Raw genomic sequence first — 16,123 nt, forward strand, 5'->3', positions numbered from 1 at the left:
CCGGCGTCCGGCGTCCGGCGTCCGGCGTCCGGCGTCGGCGTCGGCGGCGGCGGCGTCGGCGGCGGCGGCGTGCCAGCCGCCCGTTGCAGCCGGCTAGGCCGCCGCCAGCGTTTCCAGGACCGCCTGCCCGTAACGCTCGAGCTTGCCTGCGCCGACGCCGCTGATCCTCGCCAATGCATCGAGCTGCGACGGCGCCAGCAGCGCGATCGAACGTAGCGTGGCGTCGTGGAAGATGACGTAGGCCGGCACGCCCTGGGTGCGTGCGGCTTCGCTGCGCCAGTGGCGTAGCGCGTCAAAGCGCGCGGCGGCTTCCGGCGGCAGCTGGGCCACGGCGCTGCCGGGTTCGCGCGCGTTGCGCTCACGTTTGCGCGCGCGCGCGGGCGGATCGCTGCGCAGCGACAGCGTCTGCCCGCCCTTGAGCACGGCCGCGCTGGCCGGCGTCAGGCGCAGGGAGCCATGGCCTTCGACGTCGACCTCCAGCAGGCCGGCGGCGACCAGCTGCCGGAACACGCTGCGCCACTGGTTGGCATCCAGGTCGGTGCCGATGCCGTAGGTGCTCAGGGTGTCGTGGCCGTTCTGGCGGATCTTCGCGGTGTCGGCGCCGCGCAGGATGTCGACCACGTGCGCGACACCGAAGCGCTGCCCGCTGCGATAGACGCACGACAACGCCTTCTGCGCGGCGATGGTGCCGTCCCAGCTCTGCGGCGGTTGCTGGCAGTTGTCGCACCAGCCGCAGGCGCCCGGATGCGCTTCGCCGAAGTAGCCGAGCAGCGTCTGCCGGCGGCAGCCGGTGGACTCGCAGAAACCGATCAGCGCGTCGAGCTTGCGCCGCTCCAGCCGCTTGCGTTCGTCGCCGGCGTCGGAGGTTTCGATCATCTTCTGCAGCAGCACGGCGTCGCCGAGGCCGTAGGCGAGCCAGGCTTCGGCTGCTTCGCCGTCGCGTCCGGCGCGGCCGGTTTCCTGGTAGTAGCCCTCGAGCGACTTGGGCAGGTCCATGTGCGCGACGAAACGCACGTCGGGTTTGTCGATGCCCATGCCGAAGGCGATCGTCGCCACCATCACCACGCCTTCCTCGCGCAGGAAGCGCCGCTGGTTGGCGGCGCGCACCGCCGCGTCCAGGCCGGCGTGGTAGGGCAGGGCATCGATGCCACGCTGGACCAGGGCCGCGGCGGTGGCTTCGACCTTGCGCCGCGACAGGCAGTAGACGATGCCGGATTCGCCGCTGTGGCCGTCGAGGAAGTCGGTCAGCTGGCGGCGACTGTCCTGCTTGTGCACCACGGTGTAGCGGATGTTGGGGCGGTCGAAGGAACTGACGAACTGCTGTGCCTGCTCCAGCGACAGCCGCTCGACGATCTCGCGCCGGGTCGGTGCGTCGGCGGTCGCGGTGAGCGCGATCCGCGGCACCTGCGGCCAGCGTTCGTGCAGCAGGGTGAGCTGGCGGTACTCGGGGCGGAAGTCGTGGCCCCATTGCGAGACGCAGTGCGCCTCGTCGATCGCGAACAGCGCCACGCGCGCGCGGTCGAGCAGCGACAGGAAGCGCGGCGTCAGCAGGCGCTCGGGGGCGACGTAGAGCAGGTCGAGCGTGCCGTCGAGCAAATCGCGCTCGGTGCGCGCGGTGGTGTCGGCGTCGAGGGTCGAGTTCAGGAAGGCCGCGCTGACGCCGAGCTGGCGCAAGGCCTCGACCTGGTCCTGCATCAACGCGATCAGTGGCGACACCACGATCGCGGTGCCTTCGCGCAGCAGCGCCGGGAGCTGGTAGCACAGCGACTTGCCGCCGCCGGTGGGCATCAGCACCAGCGCATCGCCGCCGTCGGCCACGTGCGACACGATCCGCGCCTGCTCGCCGCGGAAACTGTCGTAGCCGAACACGTGGCGGAGCTGGGCGAGTGCGGCGTCGGACATGCGCGCTAGGGTAGCAAGCGCGTCAAGCGCGGCTGTCGGAAGGATGCCGGACGCCGCCCCGGGATCCGTGCCGCCCGCGGGTGGGGAAAACCGTAGCCCGGGTTACTGCAACAGCGAACGCAGCATCCAGGCGTACTTCTCGTGCACCTGCAGCCGCTGCGTCAGCAGGTCGACGCTGGGGTCGTCGCCAGCCTCGTCGGCCACCTGCAGCACCCGGCGCGCGGTGCGGCACACGGCCTCGTTGCCGACCGTGAGCTGGCGCACCATCTCGCGCCAGTCGGTGCTCTCGCGCAACGCCGGCTCCTCGGCGATCGACGACAGCCGGTTGAATTCGGCGTACGACCCCGGCGCGGGGAATCCCAGCGCGCGGATGCGCTCGGCCACGGCATCCAGCGCGGTCCACTGCTCGGTGTACTGGGTCTCGAACATCACGTGCAGGGTGTTGAACATCGGCCCGGTGACGTTCCAGTGGAAGTTGTGGGTCTTCAGGTACAGCGTGTAGGCGTCGGCGAGGAAGCCCGACAGGCCCTCGGCGACCTGCTTGCGATCCTGCGCATCCAGCCCGATATCGATGGCCGGCGCCGCCGGCGTGTCTCGCGTGGTGTCCATGCACTGCTCCCGCTGGGGTTGCGGCCACAATAGGCGGCGGCCGCCTCGCCGTGAAATGGATTGTTGCTACCAGAGCGATCGATGAAGGCTATCGGATCCCCCGTCAACGCGCCGTCCGCCAGGAAGGCGCCCGTGCCGCCGGCGCTGCTGCAGGCGCGGCGCATGATCGAGCGTGCGTCCACGCGCGACCGCGGCCGGCTGCTCGGGCTATGGTCGCGCTGGAGCGCGGCGCCGTCCGATGGCGTCGCGCAGGCCGCCTTCGACACCGCGCTGGAGGCGTCGATCGCCGGTTGCCAGGCGCGTGCGGCAGCCTTGCCGAAGGCGCAGGTCGATCCCGGGCTTCCGATCGCAAGCCAGGCAGAGCGCATCGTCGCCTTGTTGCGCGACCATCAGGTCGTGGTCGTTGCCGGCGAAACCGGCTCGGGCAAGACCACCCAGCTGCCGAAGCTGTGCCTGCTGGCCGGGCGCGGCGCGGCCGGGATGATCGGCTGCACGCAGCCGCGCCGGATCGCGGCGCGCTCGGTGGCGCGACGCGTGGCCGAGGAACTGCAGGTGCCGATCGGCGGCGCGGTCGGCTACCAGGTGCGGTTCAACGACGCCATCGGCGAGCAGACCGCGATCAAGTTCATGACCGACGGCATCCTGCTGGCCGAGATCCAGTCCGATCGCTGGCTCTCGCGCTACGACACGCTGATCATCGACGAGGCGCACGAGCGCAGCCTCAACATCGACTTCCTGCTCGGCTACCTCAAGCAGCTGCTGCCGCGGCGACCGGACCTGAAGCTGATCGTGACCTCGGCGACGATCGATACCGCGCGCTTCGCCGAGCACTTCGGCAACGCCCCGGTGGTCGACGTCGAAGGCCGCGGCTATCCGGTCGACGTCCGCTACCGCCCGCTGGAAGGCGAGGGCGAGCGCGAAGGCGAACGCTCGGTGCTCGATGGCATCCTGGCCGCCTGCGACGCGATCGCGCGCGAGCGGCCCGGCACGGGATCGGGGCCCGGGGACACGCTGATCTTCCTGCCGGGCGAGCGCGAGATCCGCGATGCCCACCAGGCGCTGGAGCGGCGCAAGTACCGCCACACCGAAGTGCTGCCGCTGTACGCGCGGCTGTCCGCGCGCGACCAGGATCGCGTCTTCCATCCGGGTTCGCAGCGCCGGATCGTGCTGGCCACCAATGTCGCCGAAACCTCGCTGACGGTGCCGCGCATCCACTACGTCGTCGATCCCGGCTACGCGCGCGTCAAGCGCTACAGCCCGCGGCAGAAACTCGACCGGCTGCACATCGAGGAAGTCTCGCAGGCCAGCGCCAACCAGCGCGCGGGGCGTTGTGGGCGCATCGCGCCGGGTATCTGCTATCGGTTGTATTCCGAAGGCGATTTCCAGTCGCGCCCGGCGTATACCGATCCGGAGATCCGGCGCGCGTCGCTGGCCGGCGTGATCCTGAGGATGCTGTCGCTGGGTCTCGGGCGGGTCGAGGGGCCGGGAACGAAGTCGTCGCGGAGCGGACAGGGCGCGCGCAGCGACGGCTCGGCGCGGATCATCGAAGACTTCCCGTTCCTTGATCCGCCCGACCCGCGTGCGATCGCCGATGGCTGGCAGACGCTGGTCGAACTGGGCGCGGTCGACGAACAGCGCCGCCTGACCGGCACCGGCCGGCTGATGGCGCGCATGCCGGTCGACGTCAAGCTCGCGCGCATGCTGGTCGCCGCGCACACGCATGGCTGCCTGCACGAGCTGCTGGTGATCGCCAGTTTCCTGGGCATCCAGGATCCGCGCGAGCGCCCCTCGGACCAGCGCGGCGCCGCCGATACCGCCCATGCGCAGTTCGCCGACCCGCGTTCGGAATTCGTCGGCATCCTCAGGCTTTGGGAGGCGTATCGGGACGCCCATGAAGCCGCTACCCAATCGCAGTTGCACAAGTGGGCCGACAAACACTTCCTCGGTTTCCTGCGCCTGCGCGAATGGCGCGAGTTGCACCGGCAGTTGAAGCTGGTGTGCGAGGAACTGGGTTGGGACGCGGGCGCGGAGACGTCGCCGCGTCCGCAGCCGCCGCCCGCATTGAGCCCGTCATCCCGGCGGAATGCGCCGTTGCCTTTGCCGTCGTCATCCCCGGGAAGGCGGGCATCCATGGACGTTGCCGTCGCAGACCACGACATCGCGCTTGGCAACCTGTCGCAAATTGCGCCTTCGCGCGCCCGCTCCAGCCAACCGGAGCCGGCGCTTCCCCGCCAACTCCGCAGCGAAGACACGGGCACTGCATCCCCCACCCACATCGACGCCCCCCGCTACGCGAGACTGCACCGCTCCCTGATCGCCGGCCTTCCGACCCAGGTCGGCAATCGCGCGCAGCCGTCCGAGCGCAAGGCCATCGGCCAGTACGACGGCCCGCGCGGGCGCAAATTCAGCCTGTTCCCGGGTTCGCCGCTGGCTAAAAAACCGCCACCGTGGGTGCTGTCCGCGGTGCTGCTGGATACCGAGCGCGTGTGGGGACTGACCAATGCCGCGATCGAGCCCGAATGGGCGATCGCCGAGTTGCCGCACCTGCTCGCCCGCCGCCACCACGATCCGCACTGGTCGCGCGCGCAGGGCCGCGTGGTCGGCAGCGAGCAGATCAGCCTGTTCGGGCTGGTGCTGGCGCCCAAGCGGCCGATCCACTACGGCGCGCTGTATCCGGAGGAGTCGCGGCAGATCTTTGTGCGCGATGCGCTGGTCACCGGCGACATCAACACCCGCAGCCCGTTCCTGGCACGCAACCTCGCCACGCTGGCGAAGGCGCGCGAGGAAGAGGCCAAGCAGCGCCGCGCGGGACTGGTGGTCGACGAGGACTGGCAGGCGCGCTGGTACTTCGATCGCCTGCCGCCCGACATCCACAACGTGCAGGCGCTGGACGCCTGGTACGCGAAGCTGCCGAAGCCGGACAAGGCGGCGCTGGAATGGACCCGCACCGACCTGTTGATCGGCGACGAGACCGAAGCCGCGCGCTTCCCGCCCTACCTGCCGCTGGGCGATGCGCGGCTGGCGGTGCGCTACCGCTTCGAGCCCGGCGCGGTCGACGACGGCATGACCGTGGTGGTACCGCTGCACCTGCTCAACGCGCTCGATCCGGCGCGGCTGTCGTGGTTGGCGCCGGGCTTCGTCGCCGACAAGGCGGCGGCGCTGATCCGCTCGTTGCCCAAGGCGCTGCGGCGCAACTTCGTGCCGGCACCGGATTTCGCCCGCGCGTTCGCGCAGGCCTGGCCGCAGCCGGAGGGCGATTCGGTCGAAGGCACGCTCGCGCGCTTCCTGCACAAGGCGACCGGGGTTGCCTTGGCGACCACCGACTTCGATCCGGCGACGATCGAGCCGCACCTGCACGCGAACCTGCGCCTGCTCGATGGCGACGGCCGCACGGTGCTGGCCGAGTCGCGCGACCTGCCGGCGCTGCGCGAACGCTTCGGCGCGCGTGCGGCGCTGGCGTTCGCCGAGTGCGCCGCGCAGGGGCTTGCGCGCCAGGGCCTGACGACGTTTCCCGAGCACGCCATCCCCGAGTCGGTGCCGGGTGCCGGTGGCGTGCCGGCGTATCCGGCGCTCGACGATGCCGGCGACAGCGCGACCTTGACCGTATATGCCGATCGCGACGACGCGCGGCGCCGGCATCCACGCGGCGTGCGCCGGCTGCTCGACCTGGCGCTGGCCGACAAGCGCCGGCAGGCCCGCCGGCAGCTTCCCGTGCAGCCCAAGACCGCGTTGCTGTATGCGGCGATCGAGTCGGCCGCACCGCGCGCCGGCGGCGCCAGCATCGGCGAGCAGCTGCGCGCGGACCTGGTCGATGGCGCGTTCGAAGCGCTCGCCGCCGACGGCCTGGACGACATCCGTGACGCCACCGCGTTCGCGGCCAGGCGCGATGCGGTGTCGACGCAACTGTCCGGCGAAGCCATGCGCCGCCTGCAACAGGCCGAAACCGTGCTGTCGCTGGTGGCCGACGTGCGCGCGAAACTGGATTCGAAACTGATCGGCTGGGCCAGCGGCAACCTCGACGACCTGCGCCAGCAGCTCGCGGCGCTGACGCCGCCGGGCTTCCTGCGCACGGTGCCGGCCGCGGCCCTGGTCGAGTACCCGCGCTACCTGAAGGCGATGGCGCTGCGCGCCGAGCGTGCGCTGCGCGACCCGGTGCGCGACCAGGCGCGGATGCTGGAGCTCAAGCCGTTCGCCGACGCGCTTGCCGATGCGCGCGCGCGCGGTGTCGACGCGACGCCCGGCTGGCAGGCGTTCCGCTGGGAGCTGGAGGAGCTGCGCGTGTCGTTGTTCGCCCAGGCGCTCGGCGCGCGCGGCGGGGTGTCGCCAAAGAAACTCGCGGCCCGCCTGTCGCAGCTCCGCTAGCGCCTATTTGATCCGCTGGACCCGGGCCCGGGTGTTGTAGCGGCCTACCTTCATGTACCAGACGTTGCCGATCACCGCCGGGTAGACATGGACCTCGGGATGGGTCAGGCGCACGCCCGGCAGTTCCTCGTCATCCACCTGCTTCCAGACCTGGCCGTTGTCCAGCGTGTACTCGCGGTTGCGGGCGAATCCGCGGAACTCGCCGCTCAGCGCACTGACGATCGGTTCATCGCTGCCGAAGTTGAAGAATCCGCGGTTCTCGTGTTCGACCCGCTCCTTGGCCTGGGCAGCCGCCTTGGCCGTCTGGGTGTCGATGGTGCGGCCCAGCCAGGCGTTGAGCCGGGCCAGTTCGTCGGCGCTGAGCTTGTCCAGGCCGGCGGCCTTGAATTCCTCCGGCGTCATCTGCTGCTGGATCGCCGGCTGCGTGGCCGCGGCGGGCGCCGCGTCCTGGGCGAAGGCCAGTGGCGCACAGGCCATGAGCACGGACAAGGCCAGCACATGAATCGAAAGCGGACGGATCGGCGGCATCGGTCTGTTCCTTGGATCGGGTCGCGGCTAGTGTAGACGGTCCTCCCGACCCCCGACCGTGCGCGTGTCCTCCCCCCAGCGTGTCCCTGCCGATGCACTCGCCGGCCTGCTGGCGGGTCCCGCGTGCGCGGCGATCGCACCGGACCTGCGCGACGCGCTGGCAGCGGCCAGCGACAGTGGCGACTCGCTGCGCGACACGCCCGCGGTGCTCGCCGACACGCTGTCGGCGCTGTCGCTGCTGGACTCCGACGGCGAGGTGCTGGCCGCGGCGATCCTGCACGTCGCGCCGGGCCTGCAGCAACGACTGCAAACGCGCATCGCGCGCGACTTTCCCGCCGTCGGCGTGCTGCTGGAAGGCCAGCGCGCCGCCACCCAGGTCTGGGCGTTGCACGCCGAACGCAACGGCGCCAGCGGCAGTGAAGGCCTGCGCCGCCTGCTGCTGGCGATCGTGCGCGACCTGCGCGTGGTGCCGATCCTGCTGGCAAGGCAGCTGGCGCGCATGCGTCACGCCGATGCGCTGGCGCCGGAACAGCGGCGGGCGCTCGCGCAGCTCACGCGCGACATCCATGCGCCGCTGGCCAACCGCCTGGGCATCTGGCAACTCAAATGGGAGCTGGAGGATCGCGCGTTCCGCCACCTGGAGCCGGAGATCTACCAGCGCATCGCGCGGCTGCTCGACGACAAGCGCGGCGGGCGCGAACGCTATATCGGCCACGTCGTGCAGGCCCTGGGCGAGGCCCTGTCGGCGCAGGGCCTGCGCGCCGAAGTGGCGGGCCGGCCCAAGCACATCTACAGCATCTGGAAGAAGATGCAGAAGAAGAACGTGCCGATCGGCGAGCTCTACGACCTGCGCGCGGTGCGCGTGCTGGTCGACGACATCCCCGCCTGCTACGGCGCGCTGGGCGTGGTGCATGCGCTGTGGGTGCCGGTGCCGAGCGAGTTCGACGATTACATCGCCCGGCCCAAGCGCAACGACTACCGCTCGCTGCACACCGCGGTGATCGGGCCGGAAGGCAAGACGCTGGAAGTACAGATCCGCACCTTCGAGATGCATGCCCAGGCCGAGCTCGGCGTCGCCGCGCACTGGCGCTACAAGGAAGGCAAGGGGGTGCAGCACCGCTCGGCGGCCGCCAACGCGGCGCTGGATCGCAAGATCGAATGGATGCGGCGGCTGCTCGACACCCATGTCGAAGGCGTGCCGGCGGCCACCGGCCATGGCATCGACGGTGCCAACGCCAGCGCCGCGCGGGCCGCCGACAATGCCAGCCTGCTGGGCGAGATCGACAGCGAGCTGGTCGAGGATCGCGTCTACGTGCTCACGCCCAAGGGCGAGGTGGTCGACCTGCCGCAGGGGGCGACACCGCTGGATTTCGCCTACCACGTGCATACCGAGGTCGGTCATCGCTGCCGTGGCGCCAAGGTCGACGGCCGCATCGTGCCGCTGGACCACGTGCTGCACAGCGGCGACCGGGTCGAGATCCTGGTGGCGAAGACCGGCGAGCCGCGACGTGACTGGCTGGTGGCGTCCAATGGCTTCCTGGCCAGCGCGCGCTCGCGCGAAAAGGTGCGCAACTGGTTCAACAAACTCGATCGCACGCGCAACGTGCAGGCCGGTCGGGAGCTGCTCGAGCGCGAGCTCAAGCGCGTGGGCATGCACAACGTCGATCCGGCGCCGGCGCTGCAGAAGTTCAGCGCCGCCACGCTGGAAGACCTGCAGGTGCAGGTGGCGCTGGGCGACATCGGCCCGCACCAGGTGGCGCGCGCGCTGCTCGAGCACGAACGCGAGCGCGAACGCGAACGCAGCGAACCGGTGCACACCACGCCCTCGCGCGCGCCGCGGGCGCGCAAGGCCCCGCCGTCGTCGGCGTTCACGGTGGTTGGCATGGGCAACCTGCTGGTGCAGGTGGCGCGCTGCTGCCAGCCGCTGCCGGGCGAGCCGATCGCCGGCTACCTGACGCGCGGCCGCGGCGTGAGCGTGCATCGCGCCGACTGCGCGACCCTGCGGCGGCTGTCCGCCACGCAGCCGCAACGGCGGATGCCGGTCGAATGGGGCCGCCCCGGCAGCGGCTCCGAAGCCGAGGTGGTGGTCGATGCGATCGACCGCAAATGGCTGCTCAAGGACGTCACCAACCTGATCGCCGCGCAGGACGCGCACGTGCTCGACATCCACACCGAAGCCGCGCGCGGCGGCGGACGGTTGCGGCTGCGGCTGCGCCTGCGCGTGGCCGACTACGGGCAGCTGTCGCGGCTGCTGGGCAAGCTCGACGGCCTGCCTGGCGTGCAGGCGGCACGACGCGCATGAGCTTGTCGCGCCTGTCGGGCGCCGCATCACGATCCTGTCGTCCACCGCCGTCACTTATGCTCGCGGCGTGACCGCGCCGACGCCCCTTCGCCATCCGCGTCTGCCGCTGCGCCCGTGGCAGCAGGGGGCGATCGTCGCGACGCTGGCGGCGTTGGCGCTGGTGGTCGCGTTCCGCCGTCCGCTGGCCGATCGCCTGTGGCCCGAAGCCCGCTCGCAGGCGCTGCGCGACCAGGCCGCGCTGGCGCTGGCGCAGGGACGGCTCAGCGCGCCGGATGGCAGCGGCGCGCGCGAGCTCTATGAAGCGGCACTGGCGATCGACCCCGATCGCCTCGACAGCCGCGTGGGCCTGGCCAGGGTCGCCGAAGCGGCGCTGGCACGCGCGCACCGGCAGGCGATCGCCGAGCAGTTCGCGTCGGCGCATGCGTCCTTGCACCTGGCGCGGTCGTTGGCGGTGCCGCGCGCGCAGGCCGAAGTGGTCGAACGCTTGCTGCGGCAACGCGAAGCCGCGCATGCCGGAATCGAACAACTGCTCGCGCGTGCGGCTACCGCGCGCAAGGCGCATCGGCTCGATGGCGACGCCGATGCGGCGCTGACGCTGTACCAGCGCGTGCTGGCGTTGCAGCCCGACCGCGTCGAGGCGCTGGAAGGCCGCGAGGATGCGTTGTCGGACCTGTTGCTGCAGGCGCGCCGCGCGTTGCGCGATGGCGACCTGGTCGCGGCCGCGCGGCTGGCGAAAGCCGCGCGCGGCTACGACCCGGGGCATGCCGACCTGCCCGGCGTGGATGCCGATCTGGCGGTCGCCATCGAGCAGGCGCGGACGCTGGCCGATCGCATGCTGCGACGGGGCCAGCTCGAACGCGCCACCGACCGGTACCAGGTGTTGCTGCAGGTCGACCCGGGCGACGCGGCGGCCCGGCGCGGCCTGCAACAGGTGGCGACGGCCTGGGCGGCGCGCGCGGCACGCCAGGCGGCGGATTTCCAGTTCGCCGATGCCGATGCGGCGCTGGCGCATGCGCGCGCGCTGGACCCCGGATCGGCGGCGCTTCGCGCTGCGTCGCGCGAGATCGCACACGCGCGCCAGTCGAAGGCGCGCCTGCGCGTCACGCTCCCACGCGGCGAGCGCGATCGCCAGGTGCGTGAATTGCTGCAGCAGGCGCAGGCGGCGCAGGCGCGCGGCGACCTGCTCGATCCCCCCGGCGACAGTGCTTTCGACAAGCTGCGCGCGGCGCGTGCGCTGAGCCCCGACGATCCCGCGGTGCGACGCGCGGGTGCACGGCTGTTGCCGCTTGCACGCGAATGTTTCGAGCGCGAGCTGCGCGGCAACAACCTCGGCCGCGCGCGTGCCTGCCTGGACGCACGACGCGCGCTGGAAGGCGAGGGCACGGCGGTGGCGCAGGCGCGGCGCCGGCTGGCGCAACGCTGGCTGGCGGTGGGCGAGGAGCGCCTGCGTGCAGGCAACCTGCCCGGTGCGCAGCAGGCGCTGGCGTCGGCGCGCGCAATCGATGGCGGCGTCGCCGGGCTGGAGGACTTCGCGGCGCGGCTTGCGACGGCGTCGGGAAAATGATCGGCGACGTGGATCGCCGCTAGTCGAACTCCGCGAAGCGCGAAACGGAAAGCGGGGGGCGGAAAGCGGTTGGGCTATTCGAGGAACAGGCGGCGCACGGTGTCACGGGCGGCGTCGATGGAAAAGTGCCGGCGCACGTTGTCCAGCCCGGCGTGCGCAAGTTGCTCCCACAGCGCCTGGTCGCGATACAGGCGCACGACCCGCGTGGCGAACCCGGCGGCGTCGTCGGCGACCAGCACGTCCCGGCCATCGACCAGGTGCATGCCTTCGACCGCGCACGCCGTCGCCACCACCGGCTGGCCGTGCGCCATGCTCAGGTTGACCTTGCCCTTGACACCGGCGCCATAGCGCAAGGGCGCCAGCGCGATCCGGCACCCATCCATGTACGGGGTGATGTCGGGCACGTGGCCGTGCATGACCACGCCGTCGCGCTCGCCGAGCGCGCGGATGCCGGCGGGCATGTCGCTACCGATGCAGTGGAACCGCACCTGCGGCAGTTGCGCGCGGATCGCGGGGAAGACGTCCTCGACGAACCAGCGCACCGCATCGGTGTTGGGCGGGTGGCGGAAACCACCGACGAACACCAGGTCCTGGCGCTGCGCGAACGGCTGCCCCGCGCCGGCGACGCGATGCAGGTTGGACAGCACGTCCACCTGCGCCTGCGGCGCGTCGATCGCCAGCAGCGCGCGTTCGGCTTCGCTCACCACCAGCGTGGTGTCGGCGGCGGCGATCACCGCCAGTTCCAGCGCGCGCGTACGCGCGGCGGCGCGAAGCAGGCTGGCGTCGCCGGCAACCTCCGCGGCGCGTTGCTCGCGCAGGTAATGCAGGTCGATGGTGTCGAACAGGATCCGCGCCTGCGGCGCATGCTGGCGCAGCAGCGGCAGGAATTCGCTGGCGACGTAATGGCGGCACAGCAGCACGCGATCGAAGCGCGGGCCGTGCTCGCGCAGCCACGCCGGCGCGCGCGCGGCGAACGGCGCATGCCAGGTTTCCACCCCCAGTTGCTGCAGCTCGCGCGTGTAGCGGCCGGCGTGGGCGCGATTGGCCGGCAAAAACACCACGTGCGCGCCATCCTCGCGCAGCATGCGCATCAGGTTCACCAGCCGCAACGAGCCCGAATCGTGGTCCGGCTGCGGCGTCAGCGCATCGATCACCAGCACCTGACGCTGGCCGCGGTGCAGCGTCGCCGGCGACGGCAGCGTGCCGGGCGCGGGATGGGTGGCGAGCGCATCGCGACGGTGCGCGGCGAAGATGTCGCGGTTGCGCAGCTGGTAGGCCTTCATCCCGCTGGCGGTGTCGGTGCCGCTGGAGGTGCCTTCGTCGTGCACCACGCGCGCGGCCGGCTGGTAGACCACGCGGCGGCCGGCGGCGCGCACGGCGAAGGCGAGGTCGGTGTCTTCGTAATAGGCGGGCGCGTAGCGGCTGTCGAAGCCACCGAGCTGCTCGAACAGCGCGCGTGGGATCGCGATCGCCGCGCCGCTGGCGTAGTGGACATCGCGCAGGTAGGCGTAGCGCGGGTCGTCAGGGGACTCGAAGCGGCCGTAGTTCCAGCCGCTGCCGTCGCTGAAGACCACGCCGCCGGCTTCCTGCAGGCGGCCGTCGGGGTACAGCAGCTGTGCGCCGGCCAGGCCAACCTTGGGATCGGCATCGAAGGTCGCCAGCAACGCGTCCAGCCAGCCGGGTTGCGGCACGGTGTCGTTGTTGAGGAAGACCAGCACCTCGCCGAGTGCCACGCGGGCGCCATCGTTGCAGGCGGCGATGAAGCCCCCGTTCCGCGCGCGGCGGTGGTAGCGCAGGCCGGCCACCTGCGGCAGGGCCGTGATCGTCTCGTCGCTCGAACCATCGTCGACGACGATCACCTCGCAGCGCGCCGCGGATGGGTGCGCGGCCAGCGCGCGCAGGCAGGCCAGGGTGTGTGCGAAGTGGTTGTAGACCGGTATCACGATGCTCGCGCGCGGCGCGCCCGGCGCCGGATCCGCGTGCGGAACCGCGAATGGCGAGAACGCATCCGCGGCGGGTGCGAACAGATCCGACGCGGCGACCTTGACCCCGGGCCGAAGTTGCAGGCGCACCCGCGCCAGGCTCGCGCGCCAGCCGCGGGTGCGGAGGCTGACAAGGCCACGCCGGGCGAGGCTGAGCGCGCGCGTCATCAGGAATCGCGCATCCGCCAACGAGGACATGCCCTACAAAACTCCGGCTGACTGGGGACGAAGGGCCGGGGCGGTGGCCGCGAGGTCTGCGCTAGACTCGCCGCTGCGCTGGCACGCGCTGCCATTGTCGCATCCCGCGAACGCCTGCTGGCAGGCGCGACCTGCCCCTCGCCGCACGAGCCCATGCCCCGCATCGATTACGACGAAGACGACGACCAGAGCAGCGATCGCGATGCCGGGCCCTGGCGCCGCCGGCTGCTGACCTGGGCCCTGGTGGCGCTGGGACTGGGATTGGGATTCATGGTCCCGTACACCCTTTATCTGAACCACCAGGTGGGCGAGCGCTTCGGCCAGCTGCGCTGGCAGATCCCGACCCGTGTCTACGCCCGGCCGCTGCAGCTGCGCGCGGGCTTGGCGATGGACGCCAGGACGCTGAAGACCGAGCTCGACGCGGCGTCCTACCGTGATGATGGCGCCGGCGTGCGGCCGGGCACCTACCAGCACAGCGGATCGCGCTGGCGCATCGCCAGCCGTGGCTTCGACGACGTCGACGGCAAGATCGGCCCGAGCCGCGTCGAACTCCAACTGGGCGACAGCCGCGTGGCCAGCGTGCGCGACCTGATGAAAGGCCGCCCGATCAAGTCGGTGCGGCTGGATCCGGCGCGCATCGCCACCCTCTACGGGCAGAAGCAGGAAGAACGCCGCCTGGTGCGGATCGAGGAAGTCCCCGAGCTGCTGGTGACCGGGCTGCAGGCGGTGGAGGATCGCGATTTCGCGCACCACCACGGCATCGACCTGTCGGGCATGCTGCGCGCGGCCTTCGTCACCATCCGTTCCGGCGGCGAGAACAAGCAGGGCGCCAGTACCCTCACCCAGCAGCTCGCGCGCAGCGGCCTACTGGGCATCGGCCGCGAGCAGACGGTCACGCGCAAGGTCAAGGAAATCATCTTCGCGCTGCTGCTGGAGGCACGCTACGACAAGAAGACCATCCTGGAGACCTACCTCAACCAGGTGTACCTGGGCCAGCGCGGCTCGCAGGAAATCCGCGGCGTGGCCGCCGGCGCCGAATACTGGTTCGGTCGCGACCTGCGCGACCTGAATACCTCCCAGGTGGCGCTGCTGATCGGCATCATCCGTGGGCCGTCGTACTACGACCCACGCCGCAATCCGGAGCGCGCCACCGAGCGCCGCAACTTCGCGCTGGCGAAGATGCACGAGACCGGCCTGATCACCGACAGCGAATTCGAAAACGCCAAGCGCGCGCCGTTGGGCGTGACCAGCGCGCCGGGCAGCCTGGCCGCCAACCGCTTCCCGTCCTACGTCGACCTCGTGCGCCGGCAGCTGCAGCGCGACTATCCGGCCGACGCGCTGCAGGGCGCCGGCCTGAGCGTGATGACCGCGATGTCGCCGGCCGCCCAGGCCTATGCCGAAGGCGCGGTGACCAAGACGCTCAAGGCGCTGGACACGAAACACCGGCCGTCGCTGGAGGCCGGCGTCATCCTGACCGACGTGCATGACGGCGAGGTGCGCGCCGTGGTCGGCAGCCGCGAGTTCGTCGAGCACGGCTTCAACCGCGCGGTGCAGGCGCAGCGGCCGGTCGGCTCGCTGCTCAAGCCCTTCGTCTACCTGCTGGCGCTGGCGCAGCCGGACAAATGGTCGCTGGCCAGCTGGGTTGACGATTCCCCGGTGACGATCGCGCTGGGCAACGGCAAGCGCTGGACGCCGGGCAATTCCGAAGGCCGCAGCCACGGCAACGTGCGCCTGATCGATGCGCTGGCGCACTCGTACAACATCGCCACCGTGCGCGTGGGCATGCAGGTCGGGCCGGAGCGGCTGGCGGACCTGATCAACACGCTGGCGGGCATCAAGGCCAAGGCCAATCCCTCGCTGATCCTCGGCGCGGTCGACCAGAGCCCGTACGCGATGGCGCAGCTCTATCAGTTCCTGGCTTCCGACGGCGAAATCCAGCCGCTGCACGCGGTGCGCGGCGTGCTTGATTCCACCGGGCGCACGGTCAACCGCTACGACAAGGCGCCGGCGCCCGCGCAGGAGGGCGACGCGATCGCCGCACGCATCGTCACCACCGCGCTGCAGCAGGCGGTCGTCGGTGGCACCGGCCGCCAGCTGATCAACGACGGCCTGGGCCGGCTGCAGCCGGCCGGCAAGACCGGCACCAGCAACGACAGCCGCGACAGCTGGTTCGCCGGCTGGACCGGGGACCACCTGGCGGTGGTCTGGGTCGGCAACGACCAGAACCAGCCGACCGGGCTGTACGGCGCCACCGGCGCGATGAAGGTGTGGTCGGCGATCTTCTCGCGCCTGCCCAGCGCGCCCCTGAAGGTCAGCGACAAGGGCCTGGACTGGCAGTGGGTGGTCGACTCCAACAGCACCGACCCGGCCTGCCCGGGCGCGCGCCGGTTCGCCTTCGTCGCCGGGTTCGCGCCGGCGTACCAGCCCTGCAGCTACGTCGATCCGGACGCCGATCCGTACTACGAGCAGAACCCGCCACCGGAAGCAGCGCAGGCCGACGGCGGTGGCGGATGGCGGCACTGGTTCGGGTTGGGCGAGCGGGCACGGGACCCGGCCACGCAGCGCCCGCCGGCACCGCCCGCACCGGCTCCGGCGCCCGCGCCCGCGTCGCCCTCGGCCCAGCCATGACGCGCCTGCTCAGGCAACGTCCCGGCCTCCGGCACGTCGCCACCCGAC

Annotated in this window: 8 protein-coding genes; 4 read left to right on the forward strand and 4 right to left on the reverse strand. The window is 71.4% G+C overall.

Going from position 1 to position 16,123, the window contains the following annotated elements; translation table 11 throughout:
* Positions 1-93: 93 nt before the first annotated feature.
* Together recQ and G7B67_RS11955 are read right to left on the reverse strand one after the other, a co-directional pair.
* Entirely contained in the window at positions 94-1,902 is a 1,809-nt protein-coding gene (recQ, locus tag G7B67_RS11950) for a DNA helicase RecQ (RefSeq protein WP_166212726.1), read from the reverse strand.
* A 102-nt stretch (positions 1,903-2,004) separates the two neighbouring features.
* Positions 2,005-2,511 carry a Dps family protein gene (locus tag G7B67_RS11955; RefSeq protein ID WP_166212728.1) on the reverse strand — a complete coding sequence of 169 codons (507 nt, stop codon included), beginning with the start codon at positions 2,509-2,511 and terminating at the stop codon, positions 2,005-2,007.
* Between the two features lie 81 nt (positions 2,512-2,592).
* Between G7B67_RS11955 and G7B67_RS11960 the strand changes: the two genes are divergently transcribed.
* Positions 2,593-6,873, forward strand: coding sequence for a DUF3418 domain-containing protein (locus tag G7B67_RS11960; RefSeq protein ID WP_166212730.1), 4,281 nt, complete (start codon positions 2,593-2,595; stop codon positions 6,871-6,873).
* 3 nt (positions 6,874-6,876) lie between these two features.
* On the opposite strand, the gene G7B67_RS11965 is transcribed toward G7B67_RS11960, so the two are convergent.
* On the reverse strand, positions 6,877-7,401 hold the full coding sequence (locus tag G7B67_RS11965; RefSeq protein WP_207780927.1) for a hypothetical protein: 525 nt from the start codon (positions 7,399-7,401) through the stop codon (positions 6,877-6,879).
* Between the two features lie 58 nt (positions 7,402-7,459).
* On the opposite strand from G7B67_RS11965, the gene G7B67_RS11970 reads away from it, so the two are divergent.
* Positions 7,460-9,703, forward strand: coding sequence for a RelA/SpoT family protein (locus G7B67_RS11970; RefSeq protein WP_425482445.1), 2,244 nt, complete (start codon positions 7,460-7,462; stop codon positions 9,701-9,703).
* Between the two features lie 67 nt (positions 9,704-9,770).
* Positions 9,771-11,267, forward strand: coding sequence for a hypothetical protein (locus tag G7B67_RS11975; protein ID WP_166212734.1), 1,497 nt, complete (start codon positions 9,771-9,773; stop codon positions 11,265-11,267).
* Between the two features lie 74 nt (positions 11,268-11,341).
* Here the strand turns inward: G7B67_RS11975 and G7B67_RS11980 are convergent, their stop codons facing one another.
* Positions 11,342-13,447, reverse strand: a complete 2,106-nt coding sequence (locus tag G7B67_RS11980; RefSeq protein ID WP_166212736.1) for a glycosyltransferase — start codon at positions 13,445-13,447, stop codon at positions 11,342-11,344.
* A 153-nt stretch (positions 13,448-13,600) separates the two neighbouring features.
* Here G7B67_RS11980 and mrcB point away from each other — a divergent pair, with 153 nt between their 5' ends.
* Complete coding sequence (gene mrcB, locus G7B67_RS11985) at positions 13,601-16,075, forward strand: penicillin-binding protein 1B (RefSeq protein WP_166212738.1); 2,475 nt, start codon at positions 13,601-13,603, stop codon at positions 16,073-16,075.
* Positions 16,076-16,123 lie beyond the last annotated feature (48 nt).

Source organism: Cognatiluteimonas telluris (assembly GCF_011320095.1).
GTDB classification, from domain to species: Bacteria; Pseudomonadota; Gammaproteobacteria; order Xanthomonadales; family Xanthomonadaceae; genus Cognatiluteimonas; species Cognatiluteimonas telluris.